The 12,476-nt window shown below is 69.2% G+C and carries 8 protein-coding genes and 1 pseudogene; 6 read left to right on the top strand and 3 right to left on the bottom strand.

Annotation, left to right across the window (positions count from 1 at the left end; genetic code table 11):
- A partial coding sequence (locus U9983_RS09465) for a DUF6531 domain-containing protein (RefSeq protein WP_322753642.1) occupies positions 1-3,911 on the bottom strand: 3,911 nt, incomplete at its 3' end.
- Positions 3,912-4,285: 374 nt separating this feature from the next.
- On the opposite strand from U9983_RS09465, the gene U9983_RS09460 reads away from it, so the two are divergent.
- The 5 genes and pseudogenes from U9983_RS09460 to U9983_RS09440 all read left to right on the top strand — a co-directional run.
- Positions 4,286-4,600, top strand: a complete 315-nt coding sequence (locus U9983_RS09460) for a type II toxin-antitoxin system prevent-host-death family antitoxin (protein WP_322753641.1) — start codon at positions 4,286-4,288, stop codon at positions 4,598-4,600.
- Positions 4,600-5,016 (top strand): type II toxin-antitoxin system VapC family toxin, encoded by a 417-nt coding sequence (locus U9983_RS09455; protein ID WP_322753640.1) that lies wholly within the window; start codon positions 4,600-4,602, stop codon positions 5,014-5,016. Before U9983_RS09460 ends, U9983_RS09455 begins: the two co-directional genes overlap by 1 nt.
- Before the next feature lie 266 nt (positions 5,017-5,282).
- Complete coding sequence (locus U9983_RS09450; RefSeq protein WP_322753639.1) at positions 5,283-5,600, top strand: hypothetical protein; 318 nt, start codon at positions 5,283-5,285, stop codon at positions 5,598-5,600.
- Between the two features lie 118 nt (positions 5,601-5,718).
- Positions 5,719-7,143, top strand: a complete 1,425-nt coding sequence (locus U9983_RS09445) for an ATP-binding protein (RefSeq protein WP_322753638.1) — start codon at positions 5,719-5,721, stop codon at positions 7,141-7,143.
- 319 nt (positions 7,144-7,462) lie between these two features.
- Positions 7,463-7,804, top strand: a pseudogene (locus U9983_RS09440) (transposase); the annotation flags it as partial.
- A gap of 148 nt (positions 7,805-7,952) precedes the next feature.
- Here the strand turns inward: U9983_RS09440 and U9983_RS09435 are convergent.
- Together U9983_RS09435 and U9983_RS09430 are read right to left on the bottom strand one after the other, a co-directional pair.
- On the bottom strand, positions 7,953-10,094 hold the full coding sequence (locus U9983_RS09435) for an ATP-binding protein (RefSeq protein WP_322753637.1): 2,142 nt from the start codon (positions 10,092-10,094) through the stop codon (positions 7,953-7,955).
- Between the two features lie 3 nt (positions 10,095-10,097).
- Positions 10,098-10,787, bottom strand: a complete 690-nt coding sequence (locus U9983_RS09430) for a DUF4255 domain-containing protein (protein WP_322753636.1) — start codon at positions 10,785-10,787, stop codon at positions 10,098-10,100.
- 143 nt (positions 10,788-10,930) lie between these two features.
- On the opposite strand from U9983_RS09430, the gene U9983_RS09425 reads away from it, so the two are divergent.
- On the top strand, positions 10,931-12,476 hold a 1,546-nt coding region (locus U9983_RS09425), incomplete at its 3' end, for an NlpC/P60 family protein (RefSeq protein ID WP_322753635.1).

Here is a 12,476-nt window from a genome sequence, read left to right as displayed (position 1 = left end):
TCGGACTGGGTGAACGGCCGGAAGCCGCCGGGCTCCCAGTCCCAGGTGGTGACGCTGGGTGCCGGATCGCCGCCGGTGGCAGTGGTGTGGTGGTGCTGTTCGGCGAGGACGACGCCGTCCCAGGCGAAGTCAACCTGTTCGACCACCCCGCCGTCGTCGCCGGTGCCATCGCCGGCGAGGTGCTGCTTGGCGATCCGCCGACCGAACGGGTCGTACCGGTACCGCCAGCGCCGGCCGTCCGGCGTGGTGACGCCGGTCAGCCGATCGTCGGCGTCCCAGCTGTAGCGCCAGGCCCGCGGCTTCCCCGACAGCCGCTTCTGCTGGCGCAGCGTCACCCGGCCCTGCCCGTCGTGCTCGTAGCGGACCCGGCCGGCCCGGCGGATCAGCGTACCGGCGTACTCCCGACCGCCCTGCGCCGCATGGTCCCCCCCGTCCCGGCCGTTCGGCTGGGCGGGTGGGGACGGGGCGGGCACCGGCCAGGACGCGTCGGTGACGTTACCCGCCGCGTCGTAGCCGTACCGCTCGGACCAGCCGGCCCCGTGGACCGCGGTGACCCGCCGCGCCGGGTCGAGGTCGAATCGGCGCAGGCCGGCGAGCATGTCATCGATCTCGCTGACATAGCCATCCGGGCTGTAGGAGTAGTCCCGGCGCTGCACCACCCGCGCCTGCCGGGCGGTCACGGTCTGCGACAGCAGCTGGTGGTTGGCATCCCACACCTGCGCCAGCACCACCCCGGTATCCAGGCTGCGCGCGACCTCCCGGCCCGCCTCGTCGTGGGCGAAGCGCAGGGTTCGACCGGCGGTCTCCAGAGAGGTCGGGAGGTCGTTCGGGTCATATGCCCAGACACTCGCCGCCCCGGACGGCGTCACCCGCCGCACCCGCCGACCCAGCACGTCGAACGTCGAGGACACCGTCCGGCCGTTACAGGTCTCCGCCAACACCCGGCCAAGAGGATCCCGCTCGAACACACAGTCCGCATCGGAGTTGGTAGCGCGCACAACCCGGCCGACGGCGTCGTAGGCAAACGTCGTCACACCGTCCACGGATCGTGTCTCGACCACGTTCCCGAGCAGGTCGCGGGTGAACCGCACGCTCTCCCCCGCACCATTGACACGTTCCACGACCTGCCCGGCAGCGTCATGGACGTAGGCCAGAACCCGGCCGTTGAAATCGGTCTCCCGCACCAGATTGCCGGCCGGGTCGTAGTCATACCGCCACACCAGGCCGTGGGGATTCGTCACCGCGACCAGCCGCAGTTCGGTGTCATAGGCGAACGCCAGGCGCGCCCCGTCCGGGCCGGTCCGCACCGCCGGCAGATCAAAATGTGTCACCTCGGTGCGGGTCACCCCACCGGCCGCGTCCACATGCTCGACAAGGTTGCCCTCCCCGTCGTAGGCCCACCGCTCGACCGCCCCGTCCGGCCGGGTCCGGGAGGCGGGTCTGCCCTCGACCGTCCACCCGTACCGGGTCACCCCGCCCACCGGATCGGTCACCGCGACCACCCGGCCGAACCCGTCCCGCTCATAGCCGGTGACCGCGCCAAGGGGATCGGTCACCGTGACGGGCAGGCCGGCGGCATCGCTCGCCACCCGCCGAATCTGGCCGAGCGCATCGGTGACAGCCGTCAGCCGCCCGCGGTCGTCATAGGCGAACCCGGTCCGCGCCCCGACCGGGTCGACCACGGCGGTCAGATTCCCACGGTCATCGTAAGAGCGTTCCCACCGGGCACCGTCCGGCTCAATGATCGTCACCGGTAGTCGCAGCGCATTCCATGCCGCCGTCACCCGGCTGCCATCCGGCCGGATGACCTCCGTCAGGTTGCCGTCACCGTCGTAGCGATACCGCACCGTGCGGCCCAACGGGTCGGTCTCAGCCAGCTTGCGGTCATACCGATCCCACTCGTAGACGGTGACACCGCCAAGCGGATCGACCTGCCGCCGCAGCTGCATCGTCGCAGTGAAGTGGTACTCGGTGGTATGGCCCAGCGAGTCCGTCAGCACCGTCACGTGACGATCCGTATCGTAGACGATCGTCCCATCCAGGCAGCCCGCCGAACCCACGGTCCGCACCACCCGACCGGCCTCGTCGTAGCTGTAGCTGTACTCGGTGCCGTTACGATCCACCCAGCCGATCATCCGCCCGGCGGTGTCGTAGCCGAAGCGCAACGGCCGACCCGAGGAGTTCACCACCTCGGTAAGCCGGCCACTCCCGTCATAGCCATAGCGGACGACCTCGATGTCGGGCTCCCCCGCCCGCCCCCGCAACCGGATCGCTGTGATCAGCCCCTGCCGGGTGTCCACCACCAGCCGGTACCCACCCGAATGGGTGATCTCGGCGAGCGTCCCGTCGTCGGCGTCGTAACCCAACTCGATCCGATGGCCGTTACGATCAGCGATCGCGGCGAGCGGCAGGGCCACCTCCCGGGCACCAGCAGCCGGCACCGCAAAGTGGAAAACATGCCCGGTTGCCGGGTCGGTCACCGTATAGGCACCGGCGGTGTCACGGGTCAACGGCAGCCGTGGGCCCTCCGCCGGCCACACGGTCGCACCGGGTACGGGGTGGGGGTAGGCGAACAGCACCCCGTCCGACGCGGCGTAGCACACGCCCTCGTCGTCGATCTCCAGGCGGTGGTCCAGCGTCGAACTCCACGACGGGCCGAACCAGCGCCCGGCCCGATACGACGACATGTGGGTCCGCTGCAACGCCCAGGTGAGTAGGCCGGGGAGCTCCACGTCGACCTGGGTGAGAATCATCTGCCCGCTCGCCATGTCCACCGGGTCGACCTTCAACACCCGGGACGCGGTGGTCTTGGTGAACTGGTACCCAGCCTGGAGCGTCTCCCGGACCCGGCCGGCCGCCCCCAGACCGTAGGCGGTCGCCGTGCGTACCTGACGCAACGCCGCGCCGCCAAAATTGCGCAACCCGGCACCAACAAGCTTCACGCCCTCCCCGCGGGCCACCCCCCGGCCCAACCCGACCGCGACACGGCCCAGCCGCGCGACACTGACGACACCGCGCCCACCCGGAATCAGACCCAACGCATCCAAACCGAGCTGCCCCAACGAGGCCTTACCCTGCGCGTACTTCGCCAGCGTGTCCGCGAACACCGCCGCACCCGCCACCAGCGCGATCGCCACCAACGCCAACCCGATCGGCCCCGACACAAACAACGCGACCACCCCGGCGACCAGCGCCACATCCCGGCACAGATCCACAAAACTGTCCCAGGACCGAAACGGCGCCGACACCGCATCCCACGCCTTCGCATACCACGGCCTGTTCTTGATCCCACTGTCCGCGAGCGCGGTCTCAATCCCCTGCGCGCAGGTACGGGCCGCCTCCCCCCGCAACTCCGCCGCCTCCAACGCCAACCGCCGGGCCCGCGCCCGATCCGCACCCGCCACCTGCCCCCGACCCGCCGCCACCCGCACCTGCCCGGCCACCGCCGCCGCATCCCACATCGCCGTCGCCACACCAATCGAACCGTCGGACAGCTCCGCCCGCGGCCACAACAGCCACTCCCGCTCCGGCGGAAGCAACGCCCGCACCTCACCCAACGCCACCCGATAACGATCATCAGCGTCCAAGCCCTGACGCAACGCACCCCCCGCCCGGATCTTCGCCTCGGTCAGACCGTTCGCATAACCGAACAGCGCATCCCCACAACCCCGATAGGCACGAGCCAGCTTGGCCAACCCGTCAGGTAACTCCACCAACGCCTCGGTGAACGCCGGCGCGTAATCACCGGCCATCGCCAGCTCGCCACCACTGCCCGCGATCGCCCGCAACCGCGCGGTGTTGTGTTCGGCGAGCTCAGCCTGGCCTCGCAACCGGACGGCCATCTCCCGCACCGCATCCGGATCACCCGGAGTTGGATCACCCTCCAACCCCAGCACACCCCAGTCCCCCACCGCAGTCCTCCCTGTGCACCCGGGATTCCTCGATCGAGCGCCCGGTCAGCCGCCCGCCGACTGGCAGGACCATCTACACTGAGAACGTATCGGGCAGGCCAAGCCATTTCCACCGGTATCCGTCTTCCACTGGCATCGGTTTCCACGGGCGCCGGTCGACACGATCGGCACGAGTTTGTCGTCCGGTACGCCCATCCGGCCAAAAACCGTACCTAACGACAAACAAACGCCGATCATCACCGCCAGCAACAGATGCACACCGTGACAGCGCATCATGCGCTCATCGGCTGTATCGAGCAACGCCCGATCATGATCACGATCATGGACTACCCCAGCCAATAGGCGCTTGACACTGCGCCTGACGGAAACCAACCATGTCTGACATGACAGCCGGGCAGGCGTCGATCAACGCTCGCGATCTCAGTCACCGCGCGGCGAGCGTGCTCGACCGCGTCGAGCACGGCGAGCGGCTGATGGTGACGCGTGACGGGGAACCGATCGCAGAGATCATTCCTATCGCCCGTACCCAGCGCCTGCTCGCCCGCTGGGTACGGGACGGCCTCATCCCTGCACCGCCCCCGGCGGGCTACGCCACGGCCGTGGCGAGCGCCGCACGAGACCTACCGTCGGTCCCGGCGGGCAGGACCGCCACAGACGTTCTGCTCGACATGCGCGAAGACGAACGTTAATGACCTACCTGGATACCAGTGCGGTCATCAAGCTCCTCCGCCGTGAGACAGAAACGGACGCGCTGGTCAAGCATCTCGATGCACACCCCGACCACGATCTTCTCACGTCTGCGCTGACCACCGTCGAGGCCACGCGGGCTCTGACCGCGATCGGCGCGGCGGACGTCGCAGCCCGTGCCATCCGCCGGTCGGACCATATCGAGATCGGCGACAGCACCATCCCCGCCGTCTCGGTGACGGCGACAGTCCTCGACCACGCGCGCACCGTACCCCCAACGGTTCCCCGCCCACTGGACGCCATCCATCTGGCCACCGCACTCCTCGCCGGCGACAGCCTCCACCACCTCATCACCTACGACAAGCGGATGATCACTGCGGCAGAGGCAGCCGACCTGCGGACCTCCACGCCGTCCTGAACAGCCGATAACCCGCATCAGCGGGTACCGTCCACCGGCAAGATCGACGCAAGTTTGTCGTCAGGTACACCTATCCGGCCAAAAACCGTACCTAACAACAAACAAACGCCGATCATCACCTCCACGTTCACAGTCAGCGATGAGAACCAGCGGCAGCCTGGGAGATTTTTACTTCCTCGCTCGTCGGGAAAACTTTTGAGGCAGCACGCCTGAATTCCAGAAAGCATCGATTCGACGCGCTGCTCGCACTTCTCGACCCGGACGTCGTGCTCCGCGCCGACCCGGCCGCCGTGCAGGCCGCCGCGGCCAGGCGGGCCGCGGGTGCGCCAGCCCTGGCCGAGGAGGTCCACGGAGCGGCGGCCGTGGTCGACACGTTCTCAGGGCGCGCCCGAGCCGCACAACCGGCTCTCATCGACGGAGCCATGGGCGCCGTGTGGGCTCCGCGCGGAACACCGCGGGTCGTGTTCGACTTCACGATCATCGCCGGGAAGATCGTCGCGATCGACCTGCTGTCCGATCCCGAGCTGGTCGGTGGGCTCGACATCACGATCATCGGCGATGTGCCGGCGGGTATGGACTCCTGAACCGGGGAATGGCGCTCGGAGACCAGGTCACCGAAGCAGCGTCTACATTCCTCCGCGTGGCACCCTGAAGAATTGGCATTTCCTCAGGGTGTGACGCGGAGGAATGTAGAGTGGCCGTATGGGCACGAAGATCGGGCAGGTTGCCCAGGAGCTGGCCCGCACGAATCCGTGGTGGCGGACCGTCGAGTGGGCAGCGACGGATCCGGACCTACGCGCCGTGCGCGACACCGGCCTCGGGTACCGGTCACCATGTCTGGACGGGCTGGTCGACGGGGGTCTCTACCTGCTGCGGGGACCTCGCCGAGTGGGCAAGACGGTGGCCGTGAAGCAGACCATCGTCGATCTGGTCAGACGCGGGACGCCACCGCAGGCGATCGTGCGGATCGCGGCGGACGTGTGGTCGGCGGAGGACCTGCGGACGGTCGTCCAGAACACCGCGCTGCCACCGGTACCGATTGGCACGGCACGGTGGTGGCTGTTCGATGAGATCACCGGGACGACCGGTGACTGGGCGGCGCAGATCAAGTGGTTGCGGGACAACGACCCCGAGTTCGCGGTGGCCACCGTGGTGTTGACCGGGTCGAACGCGGCGGGCCTGACCGCGTCCGCAGGCGTGCTCGCCGGCCGACGCGGACGCATCGAGCATGGCGACCGCACCCTGCTGCCGCTGGGGTTCCGGAGCTTCGCGCGGCTGCTGCGACCCCACCTGCCGGACATCCCCGCTGTCGACCTCGCCCACCTGCGGGGAGAGGCGGCCCGTAGAACATACGCCGATCTGTTGCCGTGGCTGGACGATCTGGTGCTCGTCTGGGAGACCTATCTGATGTACGGCGGATTCCCGATTGCCGTGGCCGCGGCCCGCGCCGGTGAACCGGTGCCAGCGTGGTTCATCGACGACGTCTTCAACGTCGTGTTCCGGGATGCTTTCTCGGCGTCCCAGCTCAGCCAGACCGGCACCGCCGCCCTGGTGGAACGACTCATGCGGTCGATGGCGGCTCCCGCCAACATGAGCAGGATCGGTGCCGACCTGGATCTCAAACACGACGTGGTAGCTCGCCACGTCCGCTATCTCGGCGACGCCTACCTGATCTGGCACTGCCCGCAGAAGGCAGAACGTGCCTGGACGGCCCGGGAACGCGCCCAGGACAAACTGTACGCAATCGATCCACTGGTTGCGCGGCTGGCTCACCTGCGCAACCCCGCCCGATCCGACATCGACCTCACCGTGCTCGCTGAGATGCAGACCGGCCTGGCCCTGCAGCGCTGTGCCCATGCCCGCGGTGTCGGATGGGCCGAGGACCTGTTTCTGTTCCACCTGCGTACCTCGTCCCGTCATGAGATCGACTTCGTCGCCGAGCAACTGGCCGGCACAGCGGTGGAGAGCAAGTACGTCGAGGGGGGCGCCTGGCGAGGTGCGACCGCCACCATCAGCGCGTCCGGGTACGACGGACTATTGGTTACCCGCAACGTCCTGGACACCCGAGAGGAGAGCGGGCCTTGGGCGGTACCCGCGGGAATTCTCTGCTACCTGATCGACACCTGAACTCCCCTCCTGTGGGTGCCCATTAGGGCAGGCACCCAGCGCCTCGGCGCCTGTTCTCGGGCGCTATCCTCGCGGTACCGTTGCCGGGCGCTCTTTGAGAACGATGTGAATCTGGTGTTGTGGTAGGAGCATCAGATTCACATCGTTAAGTGCCTGTTTTAGATCTTGTTGATGTGTGCGGAGCGTGGTCTGGCGGTGCTGGGTTTCGGTGGCGGTGGGTCTGGTAGAGGCAGGTCATGGCACGTGCTCATGGCTCCCCTCGGACCTGACGGATGCGGAATGTGCGGTGGTGGAGCCGCTCCTGCCGCCGGTATCGAAAGACGGCCGCAAGCGGTTCATCATCACCGATACCCTCGGGCTCCTGCTCTGCGTCCTCGTCGTTCCCGCCAATGTCCAGGACCGTGCCGGCGGCCGGAGGATCCCGGCCGATCACTACCTCGCCCACCGGCGAGCCCACGTGGTGTTCGCCGACGGCGGCTTCGCCGGACGGTTCGTCGCCTGGGCCCACGACATCACGAAAACCACCGTGGAGATCGTCCGGAAACGGCCGGGACAGCACCGCTTCGAGGTCCCGCCGAAACGACGGGTCGCCGAACGCACCCTCGCATGGATAACCGCTCACCGCCGCCTCGCCCGCGACCACGAAAGAAAGCCCGCCATCTCCGAGACGTTCATCCACTGGGCAATGATCCGCACCATGCTCCGCCGCGTCACCCGCCGACGAACCGCACCCCGCTGGACAGCCCGACAAAACGGAGAGTAGCCGAAATCAAGATTCAAAACGGGCTCTCGCAGAAGCAGGGTCCACGCTAATCACGCGCGTGCAGGACGTCCGCGTAGGGGCTGAACTCGTCGGGGAGACAGAGACGGCCGAGTTTGCGGTACTCCAGGCTGATCGCCGTCACCAGGTCACGCATGTCGACCACCCGGCCGTTCGCCGCCCCGAGGTAGGCGGCGGTGACGACCGCGTTGCGGATGTCCCCGCCGGCCAGTGTGAACGCCCGCCCGCAGAAGTCCAGGTCGACGTCGTCGGCCAGCGGGACGCAGCGCAGCATCCGCCGCCACAGTTCACGGCGTTCGGTCTCCTCCGGCCGGGTGAACTCGACGACCACGGACAGCCGTCGCCGGAACGCCTCGTCCAGGTTGGCCGCCAGATTCGTGGCCAGGATGGCCGTTCCGTCGAAGGATTCCATCCGCTGCAGCAGGTAGGCGACCTCGACGTTGGCATAGCGGTCCCGGGCGTCGGACACCTCCGAGCGCTTGCCGAACAGGGCGTCGGCCTCGTCGAAGAACAGCACGGCGTTGAGCCCCTCGGCGCCGACGAAGATCCTTTCCAGGTTCTTCTCGGTCTCCCCGATGTACTTGTCGACGACCACCGACAGGTCGATGACGTACAGGTCGACGCCCAGCGAGCCGGCGACGACCTCCGCCGCCATGGTCTTGCCGGTGCCGGACTCCCCGACGAACAGCGAGGTCACGCCTTCCCCACGGCCGCCCCCACGGCGCAGACCCCAGTCGTCGAGCACGGTGCCACGATGGGCGGAGCGGCCCGCGAGGTGACGCAGCGCGATGCCCGTCCGCGCGGGCAGCACGAGGTCGTCCCAGGTCACCGATGGCTGTACCCGGCGCGCGAGCCGTTCCAGACCGGTGGCGTTCTGCGCCCGGGCCGCGGCCGCGAGATGCTCGGTTCTGATGTCAATGCCGATTTCGCGGCCGATCTCGCGGCTGATCTCGCGGCCGGTGCCTGCGGCGGCCAGGGCACGGGCCGCGGCAACCGTTCGGCGTACCTGCCGGGGGGTGAGCCGGAACGCGGCCAGCTCGCCGGCCTGGGTTGACCCGCCCAGCTCGGCCGACCACAGCGCCGCCTGTTCAGCGGCTGGCAGCGGTTCAACGTCGCAGCTCAGAGGTGCGGGGCCGGGCGTTTCCGGCTCCCACCCGCCGCGTCCGAACAGCACGATCTGCGGCGAGAACTTTGACGTGCCTTGAACGGACGTGACCAGGCCGGCCACCGCGGCGGCGGACTGGGCGTCGAGGGGCCCGGCGACCAGCACGGCGCCGCGCAACCTGGCCTCCCGGACCGCCTCGACCAGGACCGACGGGTCGGATCCGTCGGTGGTGGTCGAGACGGCGCCGAGCTGGGCCGCGAGCACCGCCAGCCCCGCCCGGCGGCAGGCCGACGCGGCGACCGTGAGCGCATCGCCTCCCGGGAGCTGGCGCAGGTAGGTCAGGGACACCCCGGCTGTGAGCGCGCGGGCCAGTCTGTCGACGATGGCGCCGCCCACATCGGGCGGGTCGACGAGTACGGCGCCAAGCCCGGGTTCGGGCCTGTCGTCACCCAGCAGATACGCCGCCACCCGGTCGGGCACCCGCAGCGACCGGGTCAGGAAGGGACGGTCGGCGTCCTCGACGACGAGCAGCCCGGTAGCCGCCAGCACTCCATTCGGCCCGCAGCGCACCCGCGCGGCGGCGTCCAGCGGCGAACGCCCACACAGTTCCAGCGCCAGACCCGGGCTGGCCCGCCGCCGGCTCACGTCGTCGTGTAGGTAGCCGTAGAGCTTCTCGAACCGGGGGTCAAGGTCCGGAGCGAGGGCGATCAACAGGATGTCAACGTCCAGGCCGGTCAGCCCACATCGGCGGGCAAGCGTTGGCAACCGCAGTTCCTCCCCTTCGGCCGTCGCCTGGGCCGCACCGCATGCCAGCCGGTCGGCACGCGCGCCGTCGGCGTCCGCCGGCGACATCCCCTCGTTGGACGACGCTGGTAGCCGTCCCGGATATCCGGGCTCGAGCAGACGGTCGGCCTGCTCGTCGCTCAGGTAAAGACCGCGAAACGCATCGTCCGGTTCGGGGTCCACCGCGCGCCGAGCCGCTACCGCGGCGCGCACCCGCTCCTCGACGACGGCCAGCCGTCCGATCAGATCAGCCAGGGACGGGGATCGGGATGGGGACAGCACCGCCTACAGCTCCGCGATCCGAGCGGCCCTGCCGTTACCCGTGCCAGGCGAACGGACGCCCGCAGCTGGAAGCCCAGCTGGATCGGCCGCGTCGGGGGCCCGTTGCGCACGCGGATCCACCGGGGAACGGCGGACATCCAGGTACGGCTCCTCCAACACCGGCGGGCCGATTGGGACCACCGGCGCCGGGTCGAACGGTGCCACCACCACGAGATCGAGGGATGGTTTCAGCTCGCCGCCGAGGGCGTTCCAGACGTCGGCGATGCCCCGGTCTGCGCCGGGCGGCAGGGCAAGCTGCAACAGTACGGGCAGCGGCTGGGCGGACAGCTGGCCGCGCAGATGGCCGGTGGGTACCCGGTCGTGGCGCAGCAGCGCGCCCAGCAGCTGGGACAGCAGCCGGTGTTCGTCCTCGGGGCGCCGGGTCCACGCGGTGAGCAGGTAGGACAGCCGGAACCGCCGTGGCGGCGGCCGGCGGGCGACAACACGCCCCTCGGTGTTGCGGACCGGCTCGGCCGCGATCTCCCGGCGCCCGACGTCCTCACGGATGTCGTAGAGGAAGACGTCCACGCACGGGCCGTTGAGGCGGCTCGCCCAGTCCCGGGTCGGCGCGTCGAAGACCACTTCGGCCTCGCCTGCGGGCAGGGCCTCCGCGGTCAGCAACGCGGCCAGTGTCGCGTCAACGTCATGGATCATCTCCGTCACCGTCTCTCACCGCGGACGTCAGGACAAGGAGCCAACCGCGCCCTCCGGCTGCCTCATCGGGCACGCGTGCCGGCACGGATTGCCGGTACATCAGGCTGTTCCACAATCGTCACCACGCGCGTACCGTCGATGCCGTGGCGATCTACAATCCGACGCAGATCTACGGCTTCGCCCGGGACGCGGGGTTCTCTCCCGACCAGGCGACGACGATGACCGCCGTCGCGTTGGCGGAGTCCGGCGGCAACAGCAGTTCCCACAACTCCCACGGTGAGGACTCCCGCGGGCTGTGGCAGATCAACCTCAACGCCCATCCACAGTGGCGGGACCGCGACCTGTACGACCCGAAGATCAACGCCCAGCTCGCCTATGAGGTGTCGCGGCAGGGCCGGGACGTCTCACCCTGGACGTCGACCCACCACGGCGCGAACGCCAGATACCTCGACTTCAAGACGCACGCCCAGCACGCGTCGGTCGAAGCCGGCGACGGTTCCGGCCTGGGCTCGTGGACGGGGACCCCGGGCTACGGCCACCCGCTCGCCGCCGGCGACGGTCCCGGTGTCACGCACGGACCCGCGGATGCCGGCGGCCACGCGCATGTGAACGGCGAAACCACAGCGGGCTCCGACACGACCCGCCGGTTCCTGGACGCGGCGCTCCGCCAGACCGGCGACCACTATGTCTTCGGCGCCGAGGCGAACCTCGACGACCCCGACCCGACCACGTTCGACTGCTCCGAGCTGACGCAGTGGGCTGCTCACCAGGCCGGCCACGACATCCCCGACGGCGCGTGGGCGCAGTATGCAAGCCTGCGCGGCGAAGGCATGGAGATCTCCGTCGAGCAGGCGCTGCATACCCCCGGCGCACTGCTGTTCCAGTTCTCCGACGACGCGGGCCGCGGCAGCGGGGAACCGGCCACAGCACATGTCGCGATCAGTCTGGGGGACGGTCGCACCATTGAGGCGCGCAACCCCCGCGACGGCGTGGGGGTGTTCAACGACGCCGGACGCTGGATGACCCGCGCGGCGCTGATACCCGCCATCTCCGCAGTGCCGGGCAGCGACACACCGTCCAGACCCGACGCGGCAGGCTCAGTGGCGGCGGCCGACGGGACCGACACCGATGCCGACGGCCTCACCGATGCACTCGAACGGCACCTCGGGACGAACCCCACCCGGACCGACTCCGACGATGACGGCCTGTCAGATGCCTACGAAATACTGCACCTGCACACCAACCCGTTGTCCGCGGACACCGACTCCGACGGCGTACCGGATTCCATCGAGCTGGCGCTGGGAACGAACCCGAGCGATCCGGACACGGCCCACACCGGCCGGCTCGACGGCGCGATCGGCACCGCTTCCACCGCCACAACCCGCACTGACACCGACAGCGACAGCGACAGCGACGGCCTCACCGACGCTCTGGAACGCATCCTCGGCAGCTCACCCGATAACGCAGACACCGACGGTGACGGGGTGACCGACGGGGCGGAGTACCACGCGCACCTCAACCTCCTCGACCCGTCCGATGTGCACGGTCTGCTCGCCGGACCGGGCACGTCGAGCATTGGCGCGCTGTCGAGCGGTCACGTGGGTGCCCATCCCGACGACAGCCATCTGGGCGGTCACCCGAGTACGGGCACCGGAGCGGACCTCTCCGCCGATGGCGGCTCGCACCTGC

Origin of the sequence: Protofrankia sp. Cas3, from assembly GCF_963555955.1 — a bacterium.
Taxonomy (GTDB): Bacteria; Actinomycetota; Actinomycetes; order Frankiales; family Frankiaceae; genus Protofrankia.
This window is presented reverse-complemented; position numbering and strand designations above follow the sequence as displayed.

Bases quoted from the DNA above. Each gene is read 5' to 3' on its own strand.
- U9983_RS09445 (WP_322753638.1), top strand. From the start codon at position 5,719: ATGGGCACGAAGATCGGGCAGGTTGCCCAGGAGCTGGCCCGCACGAAT.
- U9983_RS09460 (WP_322753641.1), top strand. From the start codon at position 4,286: ATGTCTGACATGACAGCCGGGCAGGCGTCGATCAACGCTCGCGATCTC.
- U9983_RS09455 (WP_322753640.1), top strand. From the start codon at position 4,600: ATGACCTACCTGGATACCAGTGCGGTCATCAAGCTCCTCCGCCGTGAG.
- U9983_RS09430 (WP_322753636.1), bottom strand. From the start codon at position 10,787: ATGATCCATGACGTTGACGCGACACTGGCCGCGTTGCTGACCGCGGAG.